This window comes from Nonomuraea sp. NPDC050536 (assembly GCF_044457685.1).
Lineage (GTDB): Bacteria > Actinomycetota > Actinomycetes > Streptosporangiales > Streptosporangiaceae > Nonomuraea.
The window spans coordinates 468,511-492,396 of the sequence record NZ_JBITHD010000001.1 but is presented as its reverse complement, the minus strand read 5'-3'; the positions used below and the strand labels follow the sequence as shown (position 1 = coordinate 492,396).

The following is a 23,886-nucleotide window of genomic DNA, read 5'->3' as shown; positions in this document are numbered from 1 at the left end:
TTCGCGATAGATTTATCAGACATCAGATGTTTAGAGAAGAGGATGAATGCGAAACGTGGCGCGGACGTCCCTAGTGGACGCCGCGATCGAGGAGCTGCGCGGCGAGATCACCAGCGGCGCGTGGCCGGTCGGGACGAAGATCCCGTCCGAAAGCCAGCTCGCCGAGACACTGGGCATGAGCAGGCTGTCGGTGCGCGAGGCGGTGCGGGTGCTCGTGCACGCGGGGCTGCTGACGACGCGGCAGGGTGACGGCACCTACGTGACGGCGACCGACGAGTCGCAGGTCGCGCTGCGGCGGCGGCTGGACAGGGCGGCCGCGATGGACATCATCGACGTGCGGCGCGGCCTGGACATGGTGGCGGCGCGGCTGGCGGCCACCAGGCGCACGCCCGAGGACCTGGCGCTGATGCGCGAGGCCCTGGAACGCAGGGACGCCGCGGCCCGCACGGGCGACCTGGACGCCTTCGCCGACGCGGACGTGGCCTTCCACCTGTACGTCGCGGACGCGGCGCACAACCCGCTGCTGACCGACCTGTACCGCAGCATGAGCGAGGCGCTGCGGGACAGCGTGCGGAACATGGAGCAGGCGGTGCTCGACTACGACGACTCGCACGCCGAGCTGCTGAAAGCGGTCGAGGACGGCGACGCCGCGCGCGCGATCGGCGCCGGCGTCACCATCCTCGACCAGCAGGAGCGTGACCTCTAGCGCTAGTCGCCGTTGATCAGGTGCATGGCCAGGCCGGGGTCGAAGGTTCCGGCCGGGATCCCGGCACCGGTGTTGCATGAGCCGTCGGAGTCGCCCGGCACCTTGACCCAGAGCAGGTACTCGGCGCCGGTCTGCTGCTGCTTCGGCGGCGTGCCGAGCTTGCGTCCCGGTGGGTTGCACCACGAGTCGTCGATGGGCGGGCCGGTGTACGGGCCGTTGCCGTTGCGGCTGGTGTCGATCACGTACGGCTTGGTGTAGCCGTACGTGCTCAGCTCGGCGTTGACCGCGCCGGCGCGGGTATCGGTGTCGGCGATGGTGAAGAAGTTGGAGACGTTCAGCGAGAAGCCGCGCGCCTTCCGCAGGCCCGCCTGGTCCGACCAGCGGGCGATGTCGGTGGCCGCGCCCCAGGTGGCGTTGCCCGCGTCCAGGTAGGTCCAGGCGTTCGGCGCCTTGGCGCGGAGCGTGTCGAGCGCGTAGTTCAGCTCGCGCAGCCGCAGCGCCTGCTGGTTGGTGTCCAGGCAGCTCATGCCGGGGATCGCGTCGGGCTCGAGCACCACGATCGCCGGGCGCGCGCCGATCGCGTTCGCGAAAGCGGTGATCCAGGCCTGGTAGGTCGGCTCGTCGGGGGCGCCGCCGGTGGACTGGGTGGCGCACGAGTCACGCTTGGTGACGTCGTAGGCGACCAGCATGGGCAGCTTGTTCTGGGCCTGCGCGTTGTTCACGTAGGTCGTGACGGCGCTGGTGGGGTTGGGGAACCAGTCGCCGAACCACTCGAAGATCGGCTTGGTGGCGATGCCCGCGTCGATGGCCGCGGCCCTGGTGGGGTCGCTCTGGCGGTTGCGGACAAGCGTCTCACTGCTGCACCTTTCCTTGGGTGTCGGCGAAGCCGGTCAGCCACGCCAGGGCGGAGTTCCAGTTCACGGCGACCTCGTTGGTCGAGTAGGAGCCGATGTCGTCGATGTAGCACTTGGCGGGGGCACAGCCCTGCAGCACGCGCTGGGCCACCGGGTCCTGCAGGCCGGAGTTGGGGCCGCCCGCCAGGGATCCGGGCGCCGGGTGCGGCAGCGCCGGGTCGAGCTGGTGGGCCCAGAACCGGTGGTGCTGGTTCTGGCTGGACCGCTCGCCGTACCCGGTGACGTAGGACTGGTTGAGCGCGTTGCGGCCGAGCAGGTAGTCCAGCGACTCCAGCGCCCCGTCGCGGTACTTCGGCAGGCGCGTGAGGTCGTAGGCGTAGGCCAGGACCATCGCCTCGTTGGCGGTCGCGCTGTTGGAGCCCCACACGTACTTGCCGTCGGCGGGCAGGAACGGGTTGGCGTACCCCTGCGCGCGCAGGTCCGCCAGGTGCCGGTCCGCGACGCCGGCGACGCGCACGACCAGCCTTCCGGCCGTGACCGGGTCCAGCTTTGTGATGACCCTGGCCAGCGCCAGATCGGCCAGGCCGCCGGTGTCCCTCCAGGAGAAGTTGCCGGTGGTCAGGACCGTGGTGACCTTGCCAAGGTACAGGTCGATGAGCTGCCAGGCGGCCAGCGCGCCGTTGACGACGTACTTGCCGTGGTCGCCCGCGTCGTACCAGCCGCCGCGCACGTCCATCCGGTAGTCGCAGGCGCCCGGCTGACAGGGGACGTCGGTGTCGCCCTGGTTGGGGGCCACGCCGAGGTGGCCTGCGGGCCTGGCGTAGGCCTCGCCCGCGTACTTCGCCTCGATCGGGATGCCGCTACGGTTGTGGTAGAAGTACGCGAGCGCGTCCCTGCGCAGCTTGCCGTACAGGTCCCGACTTATCGCGAAAGGCTCGCTCTTGTCGTCGCCGACCTGGAGGCGGTAGGTGCCAGGCGTCCGAAATTTCGTGAAATCGGCGGTTTGGACGGTGTCCCCGGACATGGCGTCCGGGCCGTGCGGCTTGGTGGTTCCCGTGGCGGCAGCCGTACCGTCGTCCTTGAGCAGGCGCCAGGTCAGCGCCGCGCCGGCGTCGGTGACGATCGTGGCGCGCTTGGGGCCGCCGACTAGGTAGCCGAGCTGGTTGACACGCACGGGCGAGCCGAGGTCGCGGACGCCGCCGGGCGGGACGACGCCGCCGACGAAGGAGATCTCGTCCAGGCACAGCGTGTAGGGCTCTGTCGCGCCGCCCATCTGGAAGGCGACCTGGCTCTTGGGCTCGTCCACCGTGGATGTGCCGGTGATCTCGAAGCGCTGCGGGGTGGCGGTCAGCTTCGCCTGCCCGGCCACCGGCGTGGTGTACGGCGGGCCGCTCATCTGGGCGATCGCCGTGATCGCGACGTCCCTGGTGGCGCTGGCCGTGAACGACAGCGTGTACGGCCGGCCGTTCTCCAGCGGGATGTCGTTCTGGCCGATCATCGAGTCCCAAGGGTTCACGGTGCCCGCGGGGACGTCGGCGCACAGCCTGCCGTCCTGGACCCTGGAGGGCGTGTTCTCGCTGCTCCACCAGGGTTCCTTGGAGCCGGAGTCGAAGGTGCCGTTGAGCACGCGCTCGTAGCCGGCCGCGTGCGCCGCCTGCGCATGCGCAAGAGGAAGCGCGAGCGCCGTCAGCGCGCAGGCCACTCGCCATCGAAAAGACATGCCGGACCTCTCGTGAAGCGGTCCGGCGGCGTCGGCGTGATCATCACCTCACACCAGGCATGACGTCAAGGGGCTCATCCTTGTAAATTTCCTTTGTGTGTCGGGCCTTTCGCCGGTCCGAATCTTGGTCTACTCTCCGTGGGAGCGCTCCCAAAATAGCGGAGCCACACCGGTACCGGCGGCGTCAACGCAGGTGAAAGTGGTGCATTCCTAGAGAGGTTCCCCTATGAAGGGTCAGCTTCGCCGTGGCCTCGTGGCCGCGGTCGCCCTGGCGGGCATCGTGGCCACGGCGGCCGCGTGCGGCGGCTCCGGCACCTCGTCGGACCAGGCGAAGGCGGGAGGCAAGACCGAGCTCGTCGTCAAGACCTTCGGTGACTTCGGCTACCAGGATCTCTACAAGCAGTACGAAGCCTCGCACCCGAACGTCACCCTCAAGGAGGAGAACATCGCCCAGCTCGGCGACTACCTCCCCAAGCTGCAGCAGTGGATGGCCACCGGCAGCGGCGCGGGCGACGTGGTCGCGCTGGAGGAGGGCATCCTCGTCCAGTTCATGGCCAAGCCGGCGAACTTCGTCAACCTCCTGGACCACGGCGCGGGCTCGCTGCAGGACAAGTTCCTGGAGTGGAAGTGGAAGCAGGCCCTCACCCCCGACGGCAAGACGCTGGTCGGCCTCGGCACCGACGTCGGCGCGCAGGGCATGTGCTACCGGCGCGACCTGTTCGAGAAGGCCGGCCTGCCCACCGACCGCGAGGAGGTGAGCAAGCTCTGGCCCACCTGGGACGCCTACCTCGAGACCGGCAAGAAGTTCGTGGCCTCATCGAAGGAAGCAAAGTTCTTCGACTCCGCCGGCAACATCTTCCAGAACGTGCTGATCCAGCAGGGTGACCACACCTACTTCGACACCTCCAACAAGCTGGTCATCGACTCCAACCCGGCCGTCAAGACCGCCTGGGACATCACCACGAACATGGTGGCGGCCGGTCTGTCGGCCAAGCTGCAGATGTGGGGCCCGCAGTGGAACGCCGGGTTCAAGCAGGGCTCGTTCGCCACGATCGCCTGCCCCGCCTGGATGCTCGGCCTGATCAAGGAGCAGGCCGGCGACGGGCTGGCCGGCAAGTGGGACGTGGCCAGGGTGCCCGGCTCGGGCGCGGTCCGCGGCGGTTCGTTCCTGGCGGTGCCCGCGCAGAGCAAGCACCAGAAGGAGGCGGCCGAGCTGGTCAAGTTCCTGACCAGCCCCGAGGGCCAGCTGGGCGCCTTCAAGGCGGCCAACAACTTCCCGTCCTCGCCGCAGGCCATCGACGACCCGGCGGTGCAGGGCTTCTCCAACGCCTTCTTCAACAACGCCCCCGTCGGCAAGATCTTCAGCGAGTCGGCCAAGTCGCTCAAGCCCGTCTACCTGGGCCCGGACAACCAGGCCGTGCAGGACAAGGTGGGTGACGCGCTGCTGGCCCTGGAGCAGGGCAAGCTCGACGCCAACGCCGCCTGGGCCAAGGCCCTCGACGACGCCAAGCGCGCGGCCAAGTGATCCCGGCCTCCCCGTGCGGCGCCCTTCCGCCGCACGGGGTTTCTCATGGCGCTTTCCGTACGGCCCGCCGTACCGGATCCCCAGGAACGGCGAGGGGGCGAGAGGGTGGCTGTTGACGTGAAGGCGCGGTCCGGTGCCGCGCACGCCAGGCGGGCTCCCAAGGCGAAGTGGACGTCGCGGTTCGACCGGGCCGGCTCGCCGTACCTCTACATCGCGCCCTTCTTCGTGCTCTTCGCGATCTTCGGGCTGTTCCCGCTGGTCTACACGGCCTGGGTGTCGCTGCACGACTGGCAGCTGGCCGGGGACAGCACCTTCGTCGGGCTGGACAACTACGCGGCGCTGTTCGCCGACCCCGACTTCTGGAACTCGGTGGTCAACACCGTCGGGATGCTCGTCCTGGCCGGTGTGCCGCAGCTGCTGATCGCGCTGGTGCTGGCGAGCCTGCTCAACCGGCCGCTGCGCGGGCTGACGTTCCTGCGGATGGGCGTCCTGGCGCCGATGATCACCTCGATCGCGGCCGTGGCCATCGTGTTCTCGCAGCTGTTCTCGCGCGATGCAGGGCTGGCCAACTGGGTGGTCGGCCTGTTCGGGGTCGGCCCCATCGACTGGCAGGCCGACAAGTGGTCGTCGTGGACCGCGATCGCCACCATGGTCGACTGGCGGTGGACCGGCTACAACGCGCTGATCTACCTGGCGGCGATGCAGTCGATCCCGCGCGACGTCTACGAGGCGGCCGAGCTGGACGGGGCGTCGAAGGCCCGGCAGTTCTGGCAGATCACGATCCCGATGATCAAACCGGCCGTGATCTTCACGGTGATCATGTCGACGATCGGCGGCATGCAGCTGTTCACCGAACCGCTGCTGTTCGGGCAGGGCAAGCTGTCGGGCGGCAGCCTCGGCCAGTTCCAGACGACCGCGATGTACATGTTCAAGAAGGCCTTCGAGGACTTCGACTACGGCTACGGCTCCGCGGTCGCCTGGATGATCTTCGTTCTGATCGTGCTGATCGCGCTGGTGAACTTCCTGATCTCCCGGCGGATGAACGGGGTGGACAAGTGATCAAGCAGAACCGGCTCGTCTACCTGACGCTGCTCGCCTCGATCGTGATCTCGGTCTTCCCGCTCTACTGGATGTTCGTCATCGCCACGCGCACCAACGACGTCGTCGGGCAGTACCCGCCGCCGATGACGCCGGGAGGCGAGCTGGGCGCCAACGTCAGGCGGCTCTTCGAGGCCGAGCAGGCCAACTTCGCGCTCGGCATGGTCAACTCGGCGATCGCCTCGGTCGCGGTGACCGTGTCGGTGGTGTTCTTCTGCTCGCTGGCCGGGTTCGCCTTCGCCAAACTGCGCTTCCGCGGCAGGAACGCGCTGCTGGTGATCATCCTGGCGACGATGATGATCCCGGTCCAGATGGGCATCATCCCGCTCTACATGATCATGGTGAAGCTGGGCTGGCAGAACACCCTGCAGGCGGTGATCGTGCCGTTCATGGTCTCGGCCTTCGGCGTGTTCATGATGCGCCAGTACGCGGTCAGGGCGGTGCCCGACGAGCTGATCGAGGCCGCCACGGTCGACGGCGGCTCCAGCTTCCGCATCTACTGGAGCGTCGTGCTGCCCGCGCTGCGGCCCGGCATCGCCGTCCTGGCCCTGTTCACCTTCATGGGGACCTGGAACGAGTTCATCTGGCCGCGGGCCGTGCTTGAGGCGGACAACCCGACCGTGCAGTTCTCGCTGAGCCAGCTGGCCACCCAGTACTACACCGACTACACGCTGATGTTCGCGGGGACGCTGGTGGCCACGCTGCCGCTGCTGGCCGTCTTCGTGGTCTTCGGCCGCCAGATCATCGGCGGCATCATGGAAGGAGCCGTCAAGGCATGAGTTTCCTCTGGGGTGCAGCCACCTCGAGCTACCAGATCGAGGGCGCGTTCGCGGATGACGGCAGGGGGCCGTCCATCTGGGACACCTTCAGCCGCACGCCGGGCAAGGTCGTCAACGGCGAGACCGGGGACGTGGCCTGCGACCACTACCACCGCTATCTGGACGACGCGCAGCTGATGGCGGGGCTCGGGTTGCAGGCCTACCGCTTCTCGATCTCCTGGCCGCGCATCGTGCCGGAGCCGGGGGTCGTCAACCGGAAGGGGCTGGACTTCTACGACCGGCTCGTCGACGCCCTGCTGGCACGTGAGATCCTGCCGTGGCCGACGCTCTACCACTGGGACCTGCCGCAGCACCTGGAGGACGCGGGCGGCTGGCCCGCCAGGGACACGGCCTACCGCTTCGCCGAGTACGCCGGGATCGTGCACGAGGCGCTGCGGGATCGGGTGAGCCACTGGACGACGTTGAACGAGCCGTGGTGCTCGGCGCTGCTGGGCTACGCCAACGGCGAGCACGCCCCTGGGCGCGAGGAGCCGTCCGCGGCCGTCGCGGCCGTACACCACCTGCTGCTGGGCCACGGCCTGGCCGTCCCCCTTTTGTCCGGAAATATCGGCATCACGTTGAACATGTCGCATGTGACCGCGGCGACGGAGGCGCCGGAGGACGTGGACGCGGCCCGGCGCATCGACGGGATCCAGAACCGGCTGTTCGTCGACCCGGTGCTGCGCGGCGCCTACCCGGCGGACGTCATGGCGGATCTGGCCGGTTTGAGCGACTTCTCCCACGTCCATGACGGCGACCTGGAGATCATCTCCAGACCGGTGGACTTCCTGGGCGTCAACTACTACTCCCCCGCCCTGGTCGCCGCCGGGGAGCCGGTCCCGCAGGGCAGCACGCCGTGGATCGGCGCCGAGTCGGCCCACTGGGTGGACGGCGGGCGCGAGCGCACCTCGATGGGCTGGGAGATCGACGAGAGCGGCCTCCACGACCTGCTCGTCCGCCTCCGCAAGGACTACCCGGCGGTCGACCTCTACATCACCGAGAACGGCGCCGCCTTCGCCGACGTGGTGAGCTCCGACGGCGCGGTCCACGACCCGGACAGGATCGACTATCTGCGGCGGCACCTGAACGCCTGCGCCGACGCCATCCGCGACGGCGTGCCGCTGAAGGGGTACTTCGCCTGGTCCCTGCTGGACAACTTCGAGTGGGCCCACGGGTACGGCCGGCGGTTCGGCATCGTGCACGTCGACTTCGACACCCAGAAGCGCACCCCGAAGGACTCGGCCCTGTGGTACGCGGCCCGCATCCGCAAGGGCGACCTGTGAACCGCAGGCGGGTCACCCTGGACGAGGTCGCCGCGCACGCCGGGGTGGGCCGGGGCACGGTCTCCCGGGTGGTCAACGGGGCCGACAAGGTGTCCCCGGAGACCCGGGAGGCCGTCGAGCGGGCCATCGCGGAGCTCAACTACGTGCCCAACCACGCGGCCAGGTCGCTGGCGGCCAGCCGTACCGACAGCATCGCCCTGGTGATCGCGGAGCCGGAGGAGCGGCTGTTCTCCGACCCGTTCTTCGCCGGGATCATCAGGGGGATCACCTCAGAGCTGACGGCGACCGGCAGGCAGCTGCTGCTGACGATGGCGGGCACGCCTGAGGAGCGGGCCAACCTGGAGGGCTACCTGTCGGGCGGGCACGTCGACGGGGTGCTGCTGTTGTCGCAGCACCGCGACGACCCGCTGCCGGGGTTCCTGGTCGACATCGGCGTGCCGACTGTGCAGGGCGGGCGCTCGATCGGGCCGCAGATCGTCTCGCAGGTCGTGGACGTCGACAACCACAGCGGCGCGCACATGGCCGTGGACCACCTGGTCGAGCGCGGGCGGCGCAGGATCGCCACGATCTCGGGGCCGATGGACATGATCGCCGGGCTGCACCGGCTCGGCGGCTACCGCGAGGCGCTGATGCTCGCCGGGCTGCCCGAGTTCATCGTGCACGGCGACTTCACCGAGCTGAGCGGCGCGCGCGGGATGCGCGAGCTGCTGGCGCACGACGTGGACGCGGTGTTCGCCGCCTCCGACCTGATGGCCGTGGGCGCGCTGCGGGTGCTGGCCGAGGCGGGTCGCCGGGTGCCGCAGGACGTCGCGGTGGTCGGGTTCGACGACTCCAGCCACGCCCAGTTCACCGGGCTCAGCTCGGTCCACCAGCCCATCGAGGACATGGGCAGGGAGATGGTCAGGCTGCTGACCTCCCTCATCTCGGGCGAGCGCCAGTCGCGCGCCGCCCTGGTCCTCACTCCCCATCTCGTCATCCGCGAATCGAGTTAGACAGTGCACTTCCGACACCTGGGCCGCAGCGGCCTCATGGTCAGCGAGATCGCCTACGGCAACTGGATCACCCACGGCGCCCAGATCGACGAGGAGCGGGCCCGTGCCTGCGTCCGGTCGTGTCGAACCAGCCGCAGTACAACATGATCCGCCGGGTGATCGAGCCCGAGATCGTGCCCGTGTCGGAGCGGCACGGCATCGGCCAAGACGGCATCATCGAGCGCGACCTCGACGGCCCGCTCAGCCCGCAGTCACGCCCGTAACCCCCCGGGGCGCGGTGCGGCCTGCTCATCCGGAGGGGTGCGGAGCCGGCTCGGCGAGATGGTGACGGACCTGCTCGGCCTCGGGCCTGCCGAGCCGGTCGTAGACGGCCAGGGCCTGCTCCAGGCAGGCCCTGCCGCGCTCCGGCTGCCCGGCGAGGACGAGCGCGCGGCCCAGCACCGCCAGCATGTCGGCGCGCCGGTCGTCGGCGTCGTGCACCGGCACCATCGCCAGCGCCGCCTCCGCCTGGGCCAACGCCTCGAGCGCGTGCCCGTCCGCCAGCTCGACCTCGGCCAGCCGGGTCATGGCCATCGCCTGCATCGCATGGTCCCCGTCGGCGGCGCCGATCTCCACACTCTCGCGCAGCGCCGTGCGGGCCTCGGCGCGGTCGCCGAGCCGGTGCAGCGCGGTGCCGCGCACGATGAGCGCGTGCCCCAGGGTGGGCGGGTGCCCCAGCTCGCGGGCCAGGGCGATGCTGCCGTCGGCCTCCTGGAGCGCCTGCGTCGGCTCGCCCAGGTCGAGCAGGACCATGCCAAGGTTCACCTGGTCCCAGGCGGCGCCGAGCCCGTCTCCGAGCCCGAGCCGCTCCTGGATCAGCTCGCGCAGGTGCCCGGCCGCCTCGGCCCGCTCGCCGCGCCGCCTGAGCATGATCGCCATGCCCTGCCGGGTGCCGACCCGCACCACCACGTCGTCCTGGCCGTCGCGCATGGCCGCGGTCATCTCGGTGGCGCAGTCGTCTGCCCTGCCGAGATACCAGTAGGCGTAGCCGAGCAGGTAGCGGCGGCGCGGCGTAGGCGGCAGCGCGTTCAGCGCCGCCGCCACCTCCGGCCCGTACACCGTCATGTCCAGCACGATCGCCAGGACGAGCAGCAGGTCCACGGCCTGCGTGACGTCCTCGGCGCCTGCGGTGGCGCCGAGCAGCCCGGGCAGCTCGCCGGTGGCCCAGCTCCGCGCCTGCTCGCCGGTGGCCAGCGGCAGCCCGCTCGCCCGGGTCGGCGCCAGGTGGTCGTTGACGAGGTAGCCGGGCCACAGCAGGCGCAGCGCCGCCGCCGCGCCGGCCAGGTGGAAGTCGAGCAGCCGCCGCCGCGCCTGCCGCGCCTCCTCCTCGCCCGCCCGGCCGCGCGCGAAGGCCCGCAGCAGGTCGTGGTAGCGGTAGCGGCGCGGCGCCGGCGACTCCAGCAGGCTCAGGTCGACCAGCGCCTCGCACAGCTCCTCCGCCTCCTGCTCGCCGACGTCCAGCACGGCCCCGGCCGTCGCGGCCGACAGGTCGGGAGCATCGGGTACGGCCAGCAGCCGCAGCGCCCTGGCCTGCTCCGCCGTGAGCTGGTCGAACCCGAGCGAGAACGTCGCCTCCACGGCCAGCTCCCCCACGCGCAGCTCGGCCAGGCGGCGCCGCTCGTCGGTGAGCCGGTCGCGCAGCCGTCCGACGGTCCAGCCGGGCCGCGCGGCCAGCCTCGAGCCCGCGATCCGCACCGCCAGCGGCAGGAACCCGCAGGCGGCCACCACGTCCATGGCGGCGGCCCGCTCGGCGGCGACCCGCTCCTCCCCGGCGATCCTGGCCAGCAGGGTGAGCGCCTCGCCGGGCTCCAGCACGTCCAGGTCGAGCCGGTGCGCCGACTCCAGCGCCACCAGCCTGGCCCGGGACGTCACGATCACCGCGCAGCCGGGTGATCCGGGCAGCAGCGCCTTGACCTGCCGCACGTCGGCGGCGTTGTCGAGCAGCACGAGCACCCGGCGTTCCGCCAGCGCGGAGCGGTAGAGCACGGCCCGCTCCGCCGGCTCGTCGGGCACGTCGGCGACGCCGAGCGCGCGCAGGAACGAGCCGAGCACGTGGGCGGGATCCAGTGGCCTGGCGTGCATGCCCATCAGGTCGACGTACAGCTGCCCGTCGGGGAACTCCTGCCTGACCAGGTGCGCGGCCCGTACGCCCAGCCGGGTCTTGCCCACCCCGCCGATGCCGGCGATCGCGCTGATCACAACCGTGCGGCCGGGCCGCAGGACGCCGGTCAGCTCGGCGACCTCGGCGGCCCGGCCGGTGAAGTCGCCGATGTCGGCGGGCAACTGCGCCGGCCGCAGCAGCTTGCCGATCGGGGCGGGCGCGGGCGCGTCGTCGGTCAGCAGCCGCCGGTGCAGCGCGGCCAGCTCGGCGGACGGCTCGACGCCGAGCTCGGCGGCCAGGAGGCGGCGGGTGTCGGCGTAGACGGCCAGCGCCTCGGCCTTCCTGCCGGAGGTGGCCAGTGCCCGCATGAGCAGCCCGCGCGCCTGCTCGCGCAGCGGGTGAGCGGCGCCCAGCGCGCTCAGCTCGCCCACGGCCTCGCCGCCGCGGCCCTGCTCGATCGCCCGCTCGGCGGCGCGCTCCACGGCGCCCAGCCGCAGCTCCTCCAGCCGGTCCCGGTGGGCCTGCGCGTAGCCGCCGGTGAGCCCGGCCAGGGCCTGGCCCTGCCAGAGCCGCAGCGCCTCGGCGTGCTGTCCCGCCTCGCACAGCCGGGTGAACTCGTCCAGGTCCAGCCGGGCCGCGGTCAGCGCCCACCCGTCGCCGGCGGACACGATCACCCCGTCGCCGAGCCGCGACCGCAGCCGCGACACGTAGGTGCGCACGGCGCCGAGCGCGCTGGGCGGAGGGTCTTCGCCCCAGATCGTGTCGATCAGCCGGTCCCTGCCGACCACCCGGCCACCGGCCAGCAGCAGGATCGCCAGCGTGAGCCTGGCCTGGGGCGAGCCCAGGTCCAGTTCGTCCTCGCCGCGCCAGGCCCGCATCGGCCCGAGCACGGAGTAACGCAGGTCACTCATTGACGCGGCGGACAGCAGGTCGGTGGATCTGGTGGTGTCCTGCGCCGGACAGGGTCCAGCCGTGGTGCAGAGGTCGCAAGCGGGCTCCATCAGTGCGCGTCCTGGCGGGAGCCATTGTTTCAGGATCATTCGCCCGGGCGTCACGGAAACGGCAGGATCCTGGCGGGCAGCGTGACCAGCGGTCCTGACTTTCCTTACCGATATGCGACAAGGGTCGCTATCGAGGAGAGACTCAGGCAGTAGGCTGCTGACCATGGTCAGGGCCGACGCAGAACGCAACATCGCCTCGATCCTGGACGCGGGCCGGCGGCTGCTCAGCGTCGACCACGCGGCCAGCGTCGCGGAGATCGCCAAGGCCGCCGGGGTGGGCCGCGTGACGCTCTACGGCCACTTCCCCACGCGGGAGCAGCTGGTGGAGGCCATCCTCGACCACGCGGTGGAGCAGGCCGACCACCTGCTCGACGATCCCGAGCTCGCCCGGCTGCCCGCCGCCCAGGCGCTGACCCGGCTCGTGGGCACCTCGTGGGAGGTGCTCGAGCAGCACGGCAGCCTGTTCGTGGTGGCCGACAGGATGCTGCCGACCGAGCGCATCCGCGCCTCCCACGCCAAGCCGCTGCGCCGGGTCGAGCAGATCATCCAGCGCGGCCGCGACGACGGCGACTTCCGCACGGACCTGCCGCTGACGTGGCTGGTCAGCACGTTCTTCGCGATCCTCCACACGGCGGCAGGAGAGGTGGAGGCGGGCCGCCTGGACCGCGCCGCCGCCGGCGGGACCCTCCAGCGCACCCTCGCCTCCCTCCTCGCAGCCCCGGCTGTCTGAGAAGGCCGGGTAACCCCCTACCGCATGAGCAGCAGCGCGCCGCTGGCCATGCCGAGCGCCACCGAGCCCGCGGCGGCCACCAGCGCGGGCCAGCCCCGGGCCTTCGGCGCCGCCCCCTCTCCCGCGAAGACGGGCCTGATCCAGCGCAGGTAGTAGAAGACGCTGGCCACGGTGTTGACGGCGGCCAGTACGGCCAGCCACGCGTACCCGCCGTCCCAGGCGGCGGCGAACACGAGCAGCTTGCCCACGAAGACCGCGGTCGGCGGAGTCCCGACGAGCCCGAGCAGGCACACCACCAGCGCGGCGGCCGGCCAGGGCGAGCGCCGCGCCAGCCCCGCGTAGTCGGACAGCCGGTCCGTGCCCGCCGCCTGCACCACGGCGAACGCGCCCAGGTTGGTGATGGCGTAGGCGGCCACGTAGAACAGCAGCGCCGGCTCGGCCAGGTCGCTGCGCCCGGCCACGGCGACCGGCACCAGCAGGTACCCCGCCTGGCTGATGGAGGAGTAGGCGAGCAGCCGCCGCACGTTGTCCTGGTAGAAGGCGGCCAGGTTGCCCAGCGTCATGGTGGCCGTGGCGATCAGCGCGAGCAGCAGCGGCTCGCGGAAGACGTCCTCGGCCAGCCGGAAGAGCGCCACGAAGGCCCCGATCTTCGGCACCGTGGTGACGAACGCGGCCACCGGCCTGGAGGCGCCCTCGGCGGCGTCGGGCAGCCAGAAGTGCGCGGGCACTCCCCCGGCCTTGAACAGCAGCCCCGCCAGCAGCAGGATCACGGCCACGACCGGGGCGCCGGGACGGTAGGCGGTGGTGCCTGCCGCGCCGTACACCAGGGTGACTCCGGCGAGCATGAGGACGCCCATGAAGGCGCCCATCAGGTAGTACTTGAGCGCCGCCTCGGTGCCCTGGGCGTCCTTGGCGAAGGCGACGAGCGTGTAGGCGGGGATGCTGGCCAGCAGGTAGGCGGCCACCAGCACGAGCAGGTCGTCCGCGCCGGCGAGCACGACCGTGCCGAGCGCGGAGAGCATGATCAGGACGTAGACCTCGGCCTCGCGGGCGGCGCCCCTGGCCCAGCCGGCGGCCAGCCAGAGCGCGAGCAGGGTGGCGACGGCCACGGTGGCGCGGGCGACGGTGGTGAGCGGGTCGACGGCGTACGCCTCGTAGGCCATCAGGTCGCGTCCTGCCGCCGCGACGGTGGCGGCCAGCGAACCGGCCAGGGCGAGCGCGCAGATCCAGGCCACGATCCGCTGCCTGTCGCGGGGCAGGAACATCCCGGCGAGCAGCCCGATCACGGCGCCCGCCAGGATAAGCAGCTCGGGCAGCAGGTCGAGGGGATTGTCGTTCATCGGCCGACCAGGTTCACCAGGGCCGCCGAGGCGGGCTCGATCATGTCGAGGAGCCAGCGGGGCGCGATGCCGATGACCAGCGACAGGGCCAGCAGCGGCGCGACGGCGGCCAGCTCGCGCGGCCGCACGTCGGTGACGCGTGGCGTCAGCTCCCCCGGGCTGCCGAGGAAGGCCCGGTGCAGCAGCCTGAGCAGCAGCGCGGCGGTGATCAGGATGCCCGCGATGCCCAGCGCGCCCGCCCAGACGGCCCCGGCCCCGATCACCCCGGTGAAGATCTGGAACTCCGCGATGAACCCCGACAGGCCGGGCAACCCCAGCGAGGCGAAGGCCGCAACGGCCATCAGCCCCGTAAATATCGGCGCTCTTCCCGCTATGCCCCCAAATTTCGTGATCTGGTAGCTCTTGGCGCGGTCCCACAGCACGCCGGTCAGCAGGAACAGCGCCCCGGTGATCAGGCCGTGGCTCACCATCTGCGTGACGGCCCCGTCGACGGCCACCTGGCGCGCCTGCGTCCCGCCGGTGGCGAGCCCGGCCGCGCCCAGCGCCAGCACGATGTAGCCCATGTGGTTGACCGAGGTGTAGGCGACCAGCCGCTTCATGTCCTCCTGCGCCAGCGCCACCAGCGCGCCGTAGAGCACGCTGATCACGCCGATCACGATGATCACCCACGCGTACGACCGCCACGCCCCGGGCAGCATCGGCATCGCGATCCTGGCCATGCCGTACGTGCCCATCTTGAGCAGCACGCCTGCCAGGATCGCGGAGCCGGCGGCGGGCGCGTCGGTGTGGGCCGGGGGCAGCCAGGTGTGCACGGGCACGGTCGGGGTCTTGACCGCGAGCCCGGCCCCGATCGCCAGCAGCACCACGGCCGGGGCGGCCGGCGGGTGGCGGATCAGCTCGACCATGTCGAAGGTGCCCCCGGCCAGGTACAGGCCGATGAAGCCGAGCAGCAGCGCCAGCGAGCCGAGGAAGGTGTAGAGGAAGAACTTCAACGCCGAGCGGGCCCGGTCGCCGTGTCCCCATCCGGCGATCACGAAGTACATACCCACGATCGACAGGTCGAAGAAGACGAAGAACAGCAGCAGGTCCAGCGCCGCGAACAGTCCGATCGACACGGTCTGCAGGAACAGGAACAGCGCGGCGTAGGCGCGCGGCCGGATCGGCTCGCGCAGCGAGTAGACGGCGCAGAGCAGGAACAGCACCGCGCTCATCGCGATGAGCGGCAGCGACAGCCCGTCCACGCCGACGTGGTATCCGGCGCCCACCGAGGGGATCCAGCGCAGCCGCTCCTCGTAGCCGATGCCACCCCGGTAGCCCGCCCACAGGACCACGACCAGCGCCAGGTCCAGCGCGGAGGCGGCGATCCAGACCCGGATGGCGGCCCTGGCGCCGATCCCCGGCAGTGCCGGCACGACGGCCGCCATCAGCGGGAGGAAGATCACCAGTGAGAGCACGCGTTACCTCGTCAGCACCGCGAAGACGACCGCCAGCACGATCAACGCCACGGCGGCCTGGGCGAAGTAGGTGTGCACCTGCCCGGTCTGCGGCCTGCGCGCCACTCGTCCGAGCCGCCCCGCCGTCCGCGCCAGCCCCTGGACGACCCCGTCGACCCCCACCTCGAACGGCCTGCGCGCCACCCGGGCCGCCGCCATCCCCGCCCTCGGCACCGCCCGCACGACCCCGTCGACGACGTGGTCGTCGAGCCACGCCGCCCCACGGGCCAGCGCCAGCATCGGCCGCCACACCACGGCCACCGCGCCCCGCTCCAGATACAGCCACTCCTCAGCAGCCCGCCCCAGCCCGTTCACACGGCTCGCCCCCACCTCGCTCGTACCGCCGAGCGTCACTTCGCGCGTACGGCCGGCCGTCACGGGAGCCGCCTCCATGGGGACCCAGGACCGCCGGGCCACGAGCACGACCGTGGCGACCACGGCCAGGGCCAGGGCGCCGGACAGCACCAGCTCGCTCCCGGTGGGACCGGGCGCGCCTGGGTCCCCCACCAGGCGTGACCAGGCATCGAAGACGGGCGGCAGCCCGACCGCGCCCAGCGCTGCGGCCCCGAGCGCGAGCACGGGCAGCGGGATCCCCTCAAGCACTCCCACCCGACCGGTCACCGGCTCGGGACCGGCTTCGAGGACGGCAGGCGCGCCGGAGGCGGGGCGCCAGACGGCGACCAGGGCCTTGGCGGAGTAGGCGGCGGAGAGCAGGGAGGCGACCAGGGCCGCGCCGTAGAGGGAGGGCTGCGAGACCGAGCCCAGGATGGCGCCCTTGGTCACCCACAGCGACAGCGGCGGGACCCCGGCCAGCGCCAGCGCGCCGACCGTGAACGTGATCCCCACCAGCGGGTACCGCCGAGCCGCCGAGCCGAGCGAGCCCAGGTCCTTGGTGCCCAGCGCCGTCAGCCAGGCGCCCGCCCCGAGGAACAGCAGGCTCTTGACCGCCGCGTGCGCCACCAGCTGCGCGGTGCCCCCGGCGACGGCCCCCACTCCTGCGCCCAGCACCATGAAGCCGAGCTGGGCGCAGGTCGAGGCCGCGAGCAGCTGCTTGAGGTCCCGCTGGGCCAGCGCCACCGCCCCGAGCAGCAGCGCGGTCACCACCCCCGCCCAGGACACCACGGTCGCCGCCCAGCCTGTCGCGGCCAGCAGCGGCTCCACCCGGAGCAGCAGGTACGCGCCCGCGGCCACCATCGTGGCCGAGTGCAGCAGCGCCGAGACAGGGCTCGGACCCGCCATGGCCCGCGACAGCCAGAACGAGAACGGCACCTGCGCCGACTTCCCGAGCGCGGCGAGCACGATCCCACCGGCCACCAGGTCCCGATGGATCCCGTCCAGCCCCGGCAGCCCGCCCAGCGCCAGCATCCCGTCGAGCCGGGATTCCGAGGCGGCGAGGGCTCCCGCGAGGGCGGCGCCGGCCGCGAGGTAGAGGCCCAGGTCGCCGGCCCGCGTGGTGACGAAGGAGATCGTGCCCGCCCGGACCCGGGAGCCGTCGCGCCACCAGTAGCCGATGAGCGCGTACGACATCGCCCCCATGACCTCCCAGCCCATGAGCAGCAGCACCAGGTCGGCGGCCGTCACCGTGACCAGCATCGCGGCCACGAAGATCAGCATGAGCCCGAAGAAGCGCGCCTCCCGCAGCTCTCCGGCGGCGAAGACGAGCACGGCCAGCGCCACGGCGGCCACGGTCACCACCATGACGGCCGACAGCCCGTCCACGGCCAGCCCGGACCGGAACACCAGCCGCGCCGAGACCGAGGGCCGCGCCACGGCCGCCCATCCGGCCAGCGCCAGCGTCACGGCGGCGGCCGAGATCGCCACGGTCCGCGGGGCACGCCGTACCAGCAGCAGGGAGCCGCCTGTCAGGGCGGGCAGGCCGGGCAGCAGCCAGAGCAGGGCGTTCATCCGCGCAGGTCCCCTGCGTCGTCGGTCATGTCGACGTCGCGCGCGCGGAAGATCGCGGTGGCGACGGCGAAGCCCATGGCCATCTCCAGCGCCATCACCGTGACCGCGACCAGCACCAGCACCTGGCCGTCGGCGGTCTCGGGCGCCACGTAGTACCAGAAGGCGCCGCCCGCCACGATCAGCCCGTTGATCATGAGTTCCAGGCCCATCATCAGCATGACGATCGACTGCTGCGACAGCGCGCCGTACAGGCCGACCGCGAACAGGGCCGCGGCCAGCAGCAGGAAGGCCTCAAGCGTCATAGCGCCCCCTGCGTGTGGCGAGCACCACGGTCGCGATCATCGTGGCCAGGATCGCCACCCCGATGACCATCATCACCAGCATCTTGGGCCCCATGATCGACAGGCCCAGTGCGCGCGTCGGATCCCGGGGCGGCACGCCCTTGCGCGCCGGCCAGTCGGTCAGGAACACCCCGGCGGCCAGCAGGGCGAACACCACGGCCGAGATGATCACGGCGCCGCCCCTGTTGTGGACCATCTTCATCGGCATGAGCCCGGCCGGGTTCATCATGTACATGATCATGAAGACCACCATGACGAGCATCTCCATGATCATCATCAGGACGATCAGCAGGCCGAGGTAGTGCAGGTCGATCAGCAGGAACGTGCCGCCCACCGCCAGCAGCGACGCCAGCAGCGCGAACGTCGCGCGCGCCATCGAGTCGACCACGAACACCGCGATCCCGCTCGCCACCGCGACGACCGCCAGAATCCAGAACATCACTTGACACCGACAGGCTGGAGGTCCCGTCTTTCAGGGTGGGTAGGGAAGCCGGAACGGTCGGACATGGTGGTCTCCCGGTTTTGTCGGTGGCGGTCGATAGCTTGGTCGGCGTGTCCCGTTACCGGCTCCGGCCGACGCCTGCCCAAGAGCGGGTGCTGGCCGATCACTGCGGGCACGCCCGGTTCGTGTGGAACCTCGCGCTCGAGCAGCATTCCCACTGGAAGCCGGGACGAATGGCCGCGCCTGGGTTCGTCGAGCAGTGCCGTCAGCTGACTGAGGCGCGGGCGGCGTTCGCGTGGCTGCGGGCGGGGTCGATCGTCGTGCAGCAGCAGGCGTTGAAGGACTTCGCGCAGGCCATGGCGAACTTCTTCGGCAAGACCCACCGCAAGCCGACGTGGCGCAGGCGCGGGCAGGGCGAGGGGTTCCGCATCGTCGCGGTCAAGGCCGGTGATGTGCGGCGGCTGTCGCGCAAGGTGGGCGAGGTGAAGGTACCGAAGGTGGGGTGGGTGCGGTTCCGCTGGTCCCGCAGCGTGCCCGAGGGGGTGAAGTCCTACCGGGTGACCCGCGATGCGGCTGGGCGCTGGCATGTGGCGTTCGCGGCCATCCCCGAACCGATCCCCGCTCCCGGTACGGGCGCAAGGGTGGGCGTGGACCGAGGTGTCGCGGTGTCGGCGGCGCTGTCCACGGGCGAGATGCTGTCCGTGCCCGGCTTGCGGGAGACCGAGGGGGCCCGCCTGCTGAGGCTGCTGCGGAAGCTGGCCCGGGCCAAGCGCGGTTCGAATCGTCGTGGCAGGGTCAAGGCCGCGATTGCCAGGCTGAAGGCGCGCGAGGTGGACAGGCGCAAGGACTGGGTGGAGAAGACCTCCACGGGTCTGGCCCGCCGGTTCGACGTGATCGCCGTCGAAGACCTCAAGATCTCCAACATGACCCGGTCGGCCAAGGGCACCATCGACGCGCCGGGCGTAAACGTCCGCGCCAAGGCTGGGCTGAACCGTTCGATTCTTGTGGCGGGCTGGGGCCGGCTCGTCGAACGGCTGGAGCACAAGGCTCCCGGCAGGGTGGTCAAGGTCAGCCCCGCGTACACGAGTCAGCGCTGCTCGGCGTGCGGGATCGTGGATGGCAAGTCGCGTGAGAGCCAAGCCGACTTCGCCTGCCGGTCCTGCGGATACGCCTGCAATGCCGACGTGAACGCGGCCACAAATATCAAACACGCGGCAGGGCATGCCGTGTCTGCACGGGGAGGCCCGCCGTCGGGCGAGCCTGTGAACCGTGAACCTCAACCTGTCCTCCTCTCAGCGTAGAGACTGGTTGGAATCCCCCGCCTTCAGCGAAGTCAGGCGGGGGAGGATGTCAAAGCACCACGATCCCCACGACGAGCAGTTGCACCAGCGTGAGCGGTATCAGCACGACCCAGGCGAAGGTCATGAACCTGTCCATCCGTACAGCGGGCAGCCGGTGCTTGGCCACGACCAGTCCGGCCAGCACGGCGGCAGCCTTGACCGGCGACCAGGGCCCGCCCCCGAGGAAGAGCGGCACGGCGGCCGCCACGGCCACCGCGAGCAGGGCGTACCGCCCGGCCATGAAGACCAGCCGGTCCGGCCCCGACAGCTCCGCCACCACTCCCCCGGCCGCGTCACGCCCGAGCGGCTCCCCCATCGGCCCCCAGAACGCGAAGGCCAGCGCCGAGATCAGGTACACCGCGAACGCCGCCGGCATCCAGACGACGAACCACAGCCCCTGCTGCGCCGCCACCACGTCGGACATCCGCAGCGACCCGGCGCCGAGCGCCACCGTGATCAGCGCGAACATGTGCGGCAGCTCGTAGGCCAGCCCCTGCGCGACGAACCGGTAGCCGCCGACCAGCGGGTAGAACGAGTTCGCCCCCCACCCGGTCAGCCACAGCGCGCCCCAGACGGCGACCTCCATGGCGTTGAACCAGACGATCCCGACGCCCAGGTCCAGCGGCGGCGGCCCGCCCAGCGGCAGTACCACGGCCGCCAGCACCGCGGCCACCAGCAGGCTGATCACGCCGATGCGGGTGAGCAGCAGGTCGGGCATCAACGTCACCCGCCGCTGCTGGACCAGCAGCCGCGCGACCTCGCGGAACGGCACGTCGGCGTGCCCGCTCGCCAGCCTCCCGTCCAGCGCCGCCGCCGCGACCGCGAGCACGCCCAGCACGACCAGCTCACCCATGGACCGTCTCCAGGTCCGGGTCAAGGCTCGCGACGACCAGCTCACCCATGGGCCAGCTCCACGTCCGGGTCGAGGCTCGCGACGATCAACCGCGCCGCCGCCAGCTCGGCGCCTTCGAGCAGCTCGGGCAGTACGGCGGGCAGCGGGCTCGTGGGCCCTTCGCCTCCCTCCAGCGGGGCGGGATCGTCCATCGCGGCGACCGCCCGGCCCGCCCTGGCCAGCCACCAGCGGGCCCTGTCCAATGCGTCCCTGCCGCGCTCGTGGTCGTCGATCACGCCGATGTCCTTGAGCATCCAGGCGAGGATCGTCGATCGGCCCACCCTCCTGGCGAAGCGGGCGTAGGGCCTCTGTACGGAGGCTCCGGCCAGGGTCCTGTCGCGCAGCCGGGCGGCCTCGCGGGCGGCGCCCGGCCAGCCTGCCACGCCGAGCAGGCGGGTGAGGCTGTCGAGGTGGGCGGCGGCCGTCCTTCTCTCCGCCTCGCCCCTGGTCACCCTGGCCGGGGACAGCCAGGGTTCGTGCCAGAAGGGCGTGCCGTGGCCGTGGGCCGGGGACACCTGGGCGTGCTGGATCACGTCGCCCTGCATGACGGTGTGGATCACCAGGCCGGTGGGCCAGTCGGTCAGGATCGGGCCGAGGGGGATGTGGAGGCGGTCGAGCTTCAGGCCGTCACGATCGTCCCCGCGGTCGGCCATCTTCAGTCCGCTGGGGCTCCCCATCATGTGGTGCTCGTGGCCGCCCATCCCGCCGTGGTCCATCCCGCCGTGGTCCATCCCACCGTGGTCCATCCCACCGTGGTCCATCCCGCCGTGGTCGGGGATGCCGTGGTCGGGGATGCCGTGGTCGGGGATGCCGTGGTCGGGGATGCCGTGGTCGGGGATGCCGTGGTCGGGGATGCCGTGGTCGGGAATGTCGGGGCGCCAGGGGTGGCGGGTTTCGGCGTCGTGGCGCTGGGCGGGTTCGTCGGACAGCGTGGCCGTCGCGCGGTCGAAGGCCGCCTCGGTCTCCGCCGGGTCCTCGAGGTGGACGAGGGCACGGGGCACGGGCAGTTCGGACCACACCACGTCGATCGCCTCCGCCAGGGTGGCGTCCGGGGAGCCGCACACCACCACGACCGACGCCTCGGCGGGCGAGCGGGCCTGGAGCCAGCCACGGCGGGCCGCCTCCGCCTCGACGGCCAGCCGTACCCTCGTGCCGTACAGCGCGGTGACGACCAGCACCCGGGGGCGCACGGCGGCCGCCCGCAGCAGCCACCCGCTCAGGCCCATCGGAAGGCCCCCTCCCGCCAGGCGTAGAGCACCCCGACCAGCAGCAACCCGAGGAAGGCGAACATCTCGACCACCGCCGCGGCGCCGACCTCGGCCACCACCAGCGCCCACGGGTACATGAAGATCATTTCCATGTCGAAGGCCAGGAAGACCAGCGTGACCGCGTACCAGCGCACGTGGAAGCGCGACAGCGCGTGCTCGGCCGGCCGCGCTCCCGACAGGAACGGGCCGACGCTGATCGGGCGGGGCGCGAGGACCAGCGAGACGCCGTACACCCCGGCCACGCCGCCGGCGAGCAGGATCAGCGGCAGCACCAGGCCGATCCCCATCCGATTCCTCCAGATTTCGCCTACTAAGGTGCGTAGTGATCTCTACCGTAGCAACTTCCGTCACGCGGGCCGCCCGCGACACCCTGGCTGGAGGGCTGCTTACTATCGCCTCCCGTAGAGGGGGCGCCCTCCATGGGACGTAGACTGGCGGTATGTTCGACGTCTTCGCGGCACTGGTGCCCCCGGCTTTGGTCGCAGCGGCCTTCATCTTCGGCGTGCGCGCCGTCGTGCGCAGGGAGCGCGGCGACCGCGAACGGGAGGACGCCGCCACGCGGGACCTCACCTGACAGGCATTTCCCAGCCGTCCACCGAGGTGGACAATGGAGGCGTAACCGACGACAAACGGCGAGGAGCGAGGAGGCTTCCGCCGTGGCTGGTCGTGAGTACCTCGCCGCCATGCTCGACGTCCTGGTGTACGAGAACGTCCTGGTCGCCTGGCGGCGCGTGACACTGGGCGGATACGAGATCGTCACGCACGAGGGCGAGGAGATCAAACTGTCGTCCGGCCAGGTGGAGCAGTGGACGCAGGGCGCCTTCGCCGTCTACCTCGCCCTGGTCGACCAGGGCCGCATCTCTCCCCGCCTGCCAAAGGCCTAGCCCGGGTCGCGCGCCGCGCCCCGGATGCTTCAGCCCGGGTCGCACGCCGTGCCCAGGATGCTTCAGGCCGGGTCGCTCGCCGTGCCCAGGATGCTTCAGCTCGGGTTGCGTGCCGTGCCGAGGATGTGGAGCAGGTTCGGCGCGAGCTTCGCCGGGCGGAACGCGAAACTGTCGAGTCCTTCGACGACCAGCCCGCTGGCCGCGATCGCCGCCGCCGTGTCGCGGTCGAGATGGCAGCCGCCCCCCGCTCGGCTCCACACGGGCGTCACCACTCGCTGAACGAGCGCGGCCACCGGATGGTGTGACCGCACGTGCTCGAAGAAGCGCAGCTCCCCGCCCGGCCGCAGCACCCGGCGCGCCTCGGCGAGCGTGACGGCCTGATCGTCCACCGAGCACAGCACGAGCGACAGCACCGCCGCGTCGAAGCTCCCATCCTCGTACGGCAGCGCGTCGGCGTGCCCCGCCACGACCTCCACCGGCACGGCGGACCCGGCGGCGGTCTTGAGTGCGGCGGCCCTGAGCAGGCCTTCCGGCTCGACGGCCACGACCTGGGTGACCTCGCGCGGATAGTGGGCGAAGTTCATCCCGTTGCCCGCGCCGATCTCGATCACCCGGCCCGACAACCCGGCCAGCAGCCGATCGCGATATCCGGACATGGCGCCCTGCTCGGCGACGGCGCTCATCCGCTCGTACATCCGGGCGAAGCGCGGATGCTGGAACCTCGACAGATCTTGCATACCGTCCAGGCTAATCACGAGCGCACAAGCCGCGCGATCGCCTCCGCCGCCTCCTTCACCTTGGCCTGCGCCTCGGCTCCGCCCTTCTGGGTGGCCTCGGCGACGCAGTGCGCCATGTGCTCCTCGAGCAGGCTCAGCGCGAACGACTGCAACGCGCTGGTGGTGGCCGACACCTGGGTCAGGATGTCGATGCAGTACTTGTCGTCGTCCACCATCCGCTGCAGGCCGCGCACCTGGCCCTCGGCGCGGCGCAACCGCCTGAGGTGTTCCTGCTTGTTGTCGGTGTAACCGTGCATACTCGGGGTCCTCTCCATTCGCTACACCGGCGACAACACCATACCCCCGTATCCTATTTCGCGCGGCCACGTTCACGCCGC

At 71.3% G+C, this 23,886-nt stretch carries 23 protein-coding genes and 2 pseudogenes; 12 read left to right on the top strand and 13 right to left on the bottom strand.

Annotated features, from left to right (window positions below; all coding sequences use genetic code 11):
* The first annotated feature begins 46 nt into the window (after positions 1 to 46).
* Positions 47 to 706, top strand: coding sequence for a FadR/GntR family transcriptional regulator (locus ACIBHX_RS02645; RefSeq protein WP_397063530.1), 660 nt, complete (start codon positions 47 to 49; stop codon positions 704 to 706).
* Between the two features lie 2 nt (positions 707 to 708).
* On the opposite strand, the pseudogene ACIBHX_RS02640 reads toward ACIBHX_RS02645, so the two are convergent.
* Positions 709 to 1,521, bottom strand: a pseudogene (locus ACIBHX_RS02640) (glycoside hydrolase family 6 protein); the annotation flags it as partial.
* 37 nt (positions 1,522 to 1,558) lie between these two features.
* Positions 1,559 to 3,280 (bottom strand): glycoside hydrolase family 9 protein, encoded by a 1,722-nt coding sequence (locus ACIBHX_RS02635; RefSeq protein ID WP_397063528.1) that lies wholly within the window; start codon positions 3,278 to 3,280, stop codon positions 1,559 to 1,561.
* A gap of 226 nt (positions 3,281 to 3,506) precedes the next feature.
* Between ACIBHX_RS02635 and ACIBHX_RS02630 the strand changes: the two genes are divergently transcribed.
* The 7 genes and pseudogenes from ACIBHX_RS02630 to ACIBHX_RS02600 all read left to right on the top strand — a co-directional run bounded on the left by ACIBHX_RS02630 (position 3,507) and on the right by ACIBHX_RS02600 (position 9,259).
* A complete protein-coding gene (locus tag ACIBHX_RS02630; RefSeq protein WP_397063526.1) occupies positions 3,507 to 4,805 on the top strand; it encodes an extracellular solute-binding protein in 1,299 nt (432 codons plus the stop codon).
* 105 nt (positions 4,806 to 4,910) lie between these two features.
* Complete coding sequence (locus tag ACIBHX_RS02625) at positions 4,911 to 5,864, top strand: carbohydrate ABC transporter permease (protein WP_397063524.1); 954 nt, start codon at positions 4,911 to 4,913, stop codon at positions 5,862 to 5,864.
* Entirely contained in the window at positions 5,861 to 6,682 is an 822-nt protein-coding gene (locus tag ACIBHX_RS02620) for a carbohydrate ABC transporter permease (protein ID WP_397063522.1), read from the top strand. Before ACIBHX_RS02625 ends, ACIBHX_RS02620 begins: the two co-directional genes overlap by 4 nt.
* Complete coding sequence (locus ACIBHX_RS02615) at positions 6,679 to 8,004, top strand: GH1 family beta-glucosidase (protein WP_397063521.1); 1,326 nt, start codon at positions 6,679 to 6,681, stop codon at positions 8,002 to 8,004. The genes ACIBHX_RS02620 and ACIBHX_RS02615 overlap by 4 nt, the downstream gene beginning before the upstream one ends.
* On the top strand, positions 8,001 to 8,996 hold the full coding sequence (locus ACIBHX_RS02610; protein WP_397063520.1) for a LacI family DNA-binding transcriptional regulator: 996 nt from the start codon (positions 8,001 to 8,003) through the stop codon (positions 8,994 to 8,996). Before ACIBHX_RS02615 ends, ACIBHX_RS02610 begins: the two co-directional genes overlap by 4 nt.
* A gap of 3 nt (positions 8,997 to 8,999) precedes the next feature.
* Positions 9,000 to 9,140: pseudogene (locus ACIBHX_RS02605) on the top strand (aldo/keto reductase); the annotation flags it as partial.
* Positions 9,116 to 9,259, top strand: a complete 144-nt coding sequence (locus tag ACIBHX_RS02600) for a hypothetical protein (protein WP_397065036.1) — start codon at positions 9,116 to 9,118, stop codon at positions 9,257 to 9,259. The pseudogene ACIBHX_RS02605 and the gene ACIBHX_RS02600, both read left to right, overlap by 25 nt.
* A gap of 25 nt (positions 9,260 to 9,284) precedes the next feature.
* On the opposite strand, the gene ACIBHX_RS02595 is transcribed toward ACIBHX_RS02600, so the two are convergent.
* Positions 9,285 to 12,047: a BTAD domain-containing putative transcriptional regulator gene (locus ACIBHX_RS02595; protein WP_397063519.1), complete on the bottom strand. Its 2,763-nt coding sequence runs from the start codon at positions 12,045 to 12,047 to the stop codon at positions 9,285 to 9,287.
* 253 nt (positions 12,048 to 12,300) lie between these two features.
* On the opposite strand from ACIBHX_RS02595, the gene ACIBHX_RS02590 reads away from it, so the two are divergent.
* The gene (locus ACIBHX_RS02590) at positions 12,301 to 12,867 is read left to right on the top strand and encodes a TetR/AcrR family transcriptional regulator (protein ID WP_397063517.1); all 567 of its coding nucleotides are present in this window, start codon (positions 12,301 to 12,303) and stop codon (positions 12,865 to 12,867) included.
* A 17-nt stretch (positions 12,868 to 12,884) separates the two neighbouring features.
* Here the strand turns inward: ACIBHX_RS02590 and ACIBHX_RS02585 are convergent, their stop codons facing one another.
* From ACIBHX_RS02585 to ACIBHX_RS02565, 5 genes are read right to left on the bottom strand one after another with little or no spacing between them, the layout of a single operon-like run.
* A complete protein-coding gene (locus tag ACIBHX_RS02585; protein ID WP_397063515.1) occupies positions 12,885 to 14,207 on the bottom strand; it encodes an NADH-quinone oxidoreductase subunit N in 1,323 nt (440 codons plus the stop codon).
* A complete protein-coding gene (locus tag ACIBHX_RS02580; RefSeq protein WP_397063513.1) occupies positions 14,204 to 15,661 on the bottom strand; it encodes a NuoM family protein in 1,458 nt (485 codons plus the stop codon). The genes ACIBHX_RS02585 and ACIBHX_RS02580 overlap by 4 nt, the downstream gene beginning before the upstream one ends.
* A 3-nt stretch (positions 15,662 to 15,664) precedes the next feature.
* Positions 15,665 to 17,605 (bottom strand): NADH-quinone oxidoreductase subunit L, encoded by a 1,941-nt coding sequence (locus ACIBHX_RS02575; RefSeq protein WP_397063511.1) that lies wholly within the window; start codon positions 17,603 to 17,605, stop codon positions 15,665 to 15,667.
* Positions 17,602 to 17,907, bottom strand: coding sequence for an NADH-quinone oxidoreductase subunit NuoK (nuoK, locus tag ACIBHX_RS02570; RefSeq protein ID WP_397063509.1), 306 nt, complete (start codon positions 17,905 to 17,907; stop codon positions 17,602 to 17,604). The genes ACIBHX_RS02575 and nuoK overlap by 4 nt, the downstream gene beginning before the upstream one ends.
* Positions 17,897 to 18,385, bottom strand: a complete 489-nt coding sequence (locus tag ACIBHX_RS02565; RefSeq protein ID WP_397063507.1) for an NADH-quinone oxidoreductase subunit J — start codon at positions 18,383 to 18,385, stop codon at positions 17,897 to 17,899. The genes nuoK and ACIBHX_RS02565 overlap by 11 nt, the downstream gene beginning before the upstream one ends.
* A 113-nt stretch (positions 18,386 to 18,498) precedes the next feature.
* Between ACIBHX_RS02565 and ACIBHX_RS02560 the strand changes: the two genes are divergently transcribed.
* On the top strand, positions 18,499 to 19,689 hold the full coding sequence (locus tag ACIBHX_RS02560) for an RNA-guided endonuclease InsQ/TnpB family protein (RefSeq protein ID WP_397063505.1): 1,191 nt from the start codon (positions 18,499 to 18,501) through the stop codon (positions 19,687 to 19,689).
* Between the two features lie 49 nt (positions 19,690 to 19,738).
* On the opposite strand, the gene ACIBHX_RS02555 is transcribed toward ACIBHX_RS02560, so the two are convergent.
* The 3 genes from ACIBHX_RS02555 to ACIBHX_RS02545 are packed head-to-tail and all read right to left on the bottom strand — an operon-like array spanning position 19,739 to position 22,175.
* Complete coding sequence (locus ACIBHX_RS02555; RefSeq protein WP_397063504.1) at positions 19,739 to 20,581, bottom strand: NADH-quinone oxidoreductase subunit H; 843 nt, start codon at positions 20,579 to 20,581, stop codon at positions 19,739 to 19,741.
* Positions 20,582 to 20,622: 41 nt separating this feature from the next.
* Positions 20,623 to 21,846, bottom strand: a complete 1,224-nt coding sequence (locus ACIBHX_RS02550) for a hypothetical protein (RefSeq protein WP_397063502.1) — start codon at positions 21,844 to 21,846, stop codon at positions 20,623 to 20,625.
* Positions 21,837 to 22,175 (bottom strand): NADH-quinone oxidoreductase subunit A, encoded by a 339-nt coding sequence (locus ACIBHX_RS02545; RefSeq protein WP_397063500.1) that lies wholly within the window; start codon positions 22,173 to 22,175, stop codon positions 21,837 to 21,839. The genes ACIBHX_RS02550 and ACIBHX_RS02545 overlap by 10 nt, the downstream gene beginning before the upstream one ends.
* A 152-nt stretch (positions 22,176 to 22,327) precedes the next feature.
* Here ACIBHX_RS02545 and ACIBHX_RS02540 point away from each other — a divergent pair, with 152 nt between their 5' ends.
* Together ACIBHX_RS02540 and ACIBHX_RS02535 are read left to right on the top strand one after the other, a co-directional pair.
* Positions 22,328 to 22,462, top strand: coding sequence for a hypothetical protein (locus ACIBHX_RS02540; protein WP_397063499.1), 135 nt, complete (start codon positions 22,328 to 22,330; stop codon positions 22,460 to 22,462).
* Between the two features lie 82 nt (positions 22,463 to 22,544).
* Positions 22,545 to 22,772 (top strand): hypothetical protein, encoded by a 228-nt coding sequence (locus tag ACIBHX_RS02535; RefSeq protein ID WP_397063497.1) that lies wholly within the window; start codon positions 22,545 to 22,547, stop codon positions 22,770 to 22,772.
* A 95-nt stretch (positions 22,773 to 22,867) separates the two neighbouring features.
* Here ACIBHX_RS02535 and ACIBHX_RS02530 read toward each other — a convergent pair whose 3' ends face one another.
* Both ACIBHX_RS02530 and ACIBHX_RS02525 read right to left on the bottom strand, forming a co-directional pair.
* The gene (locus ACIBHX_RS02530) at positions 22,868 to 23,509 is read right to left on the bottom strand and encodes a class I SAM-dependent methyltransferase (protein ID WP_397063495.1); all 642 of its coding nucleotides are present in this window, start codon (positions 23,507 to 23,509) and stop codon (positions 22,868 to 22,870) included.
* A gap of 14 nt (positions 23,510 to 23,523) precedes the next feature.
* Entirely contained in the window at positions 23,524 to 23,805 is a 282-nt protein-coding gene (locus ACIBHX_RS02525) for a metal-sensitive transcriptional regulator (protein ID WP_397063493.1), read from the bottom strand.
* Positions 23,806 to 23,886 lie beyond the last annotated feature (81 nt).

Excerpts from the sequence above, each read along its gene's own strand:
- ACIBHX_RS02525 (WP_397063493.1), bottom strand. The coding sequence starts at position 23,805 with ATGCACGGTTACACCGACAACAAGCAGGAACACCTCAGGCGGTTGCGC.
- ACIBHX_RS02540 (WP_397063499.1), top strand. The coding sequence starts at position 22,328 with ATGTTCGACGTCTTCGCGGCACTGGTGCCCCCGGCTTTGGTCGCAGCG.
- ACIBHX_RS02555 (WP_397063504.1), bottom strand. The coding sequence starts at position 20,581 with ATGGGTGAGCTGGTCGTGCTGGGCGTGCTCGCGGTCGCGGCGGCGGCG.
- ACIBHX_RS02545 (WP_397063500.1), bottom strand. The coding sequence starts at position 22,175 with ATGGGGATCGGCCTGGTGCTGCCGCTGATCCTGCTCGCCGGCGGCGTG.
- ACIBHX_RS02630 (WP_397063526.1), top strand. The coding sequence starts at position 3,507 with ATGAAGGGTCAGCTTCGCCGTGGCCTCGTGGCCGCGGTCGCCCTGGCG.
- ACIBHX_RS02585 (WP_397063515.1), bottom strand. The coding sequence starts at position 14,207 with ATGAACGACAATCCCCTCGACCTGCTGCCCGAGCTGCTTATCCTGGCG.
- ACIBHX_RS02595 (WP_397063519.1), bottom strand. The coding sequence starts at position 12,047 with ATGAGTGACCTGCGTTACTCCGTGCTCGGGCCGATGCGGGCCTGGCGC.
- ACIBHX_RS02550 (WP_397063502.1), bottom strand. The coding sequence starts at position 21,846 with ATGGGCCTGAGCGGGTGGCTGCTGCGGGCGGCCGCCGTGCGCCCCCGG.
- nuoK (WP_397063509.1), bottom strand. The coding sequence starts at position 17,907 with ATGACGCTTGAGGCCTTCCTGCTGCTGGCCGCGGCCCTGTTCGCGGTC.
- ACIBHX_RS02530 (WP_397063495.1), bottom strand. The coding sequence starts at position 23,509 with ATGCAAGATCTGTCGAGGTTCCAGCATCCGCGCTTCGCCCGGATGTAC.
- ACIBHX_RS02565 (WP_397063507.1), bottom strand. The coding sequence starts at position 18,385 with ATGTTCTGGATTCTGGCGGTCGTCGCGGTGGCGAGCGGGATCGCGGTG.
- ACIBHX_RS02635 (WP_397063528.1), bottom strand. The coding sequence starts at position 3,280 with ATGTCTTTTCGATGGCGAGTGGCCTGCGCGCTGACGGCGCTCGCGCTT.
- ACIBHX_RS02645 (WP_397063530.1), top strand. The coding sequence starts at position 47 with ATGCGAAACGTGGCGCGGACGTCCCTAGTGGACGCCGCGATCGAGGAG.
- ACIBHX_RS02615 (WP_397063521.1), top strand. The coding sequence starts at position 6,679 with ATGAGTTTCCTCTGGGGTGCAGCCACCTCGAGCTACCAGATCGAGGGC.
- ACIBHX_RS02575 (WP_397063511.1), bottom strand. The coding sequence starts at position 17,605 with ATGAACGCCCTGCTCTGGCTGCTGCCCGGCCTGCCCGCCCTGACAGGC.
- ACIBHX_RS02590 (WP_397063517.1), top strand. The coding sequence starts at position 12,301 with ATGGTCAGGGCCGACGCAGAACGCAACATCGCCTCGATCCTGGACGCG.